The organism is Mesorhizobium sp. M2E.F.Ca.ET.219.01.1.1, assembly GCF_004016445.2.
In the GTDB taxonomy this organism is placed as follows: Bacteria; Pseudomonadota; Alphaproteobacteria; order Rhizobiales; family Rhizobiaceae; genus Mesorhizobium.
Map to the genome: position 1 here is coordinate 1 of NZ_SADT02000233.1, position 294 is coordinate 294.

1 pseudogene is annotated in these 294 nt (G+C 62.6%); it reads left to right on the forward strand.

Going from position 1 to position 294, the window contains the following annotated elements:
• Window positions 1-227 (forward strand): annotated as a pseudogene (locus tag EN862_RS35645) (lipopolysaccharide heptosyltransferase II); the annotation flags it as partial.
• Window positions 228-294 lie beyond the last annotated feature (67 nt).

Here is a 294-nt window from a genome sequence, read left to right on the forward strand (position 1 = left end):
ATGGCGGCATGTCGCACGCCGCCGCGGCGTTGAACACCCCATGCGTGCTCATTTTCGGCTCGAACCTTTCCTACTTGCACGGTCCGGTCAATGAGCACGTTCGCTTTCTCGAGCCACCCATTTCGACCCCTAGCTGGATCGAGGAGACGTTGGGCGTCAGCGAGGAAAGAGTGCGCGAGGCCCTGGCCGGCGCTCTTGAAGAAGCACGCCACCCGCAAAGCGCGTAACGTCCCCTACTCTTCTTCCGACGCGCCAAAGCCCGCGCTCATGCTCGCACGGGCGGTGTTTGCAGAT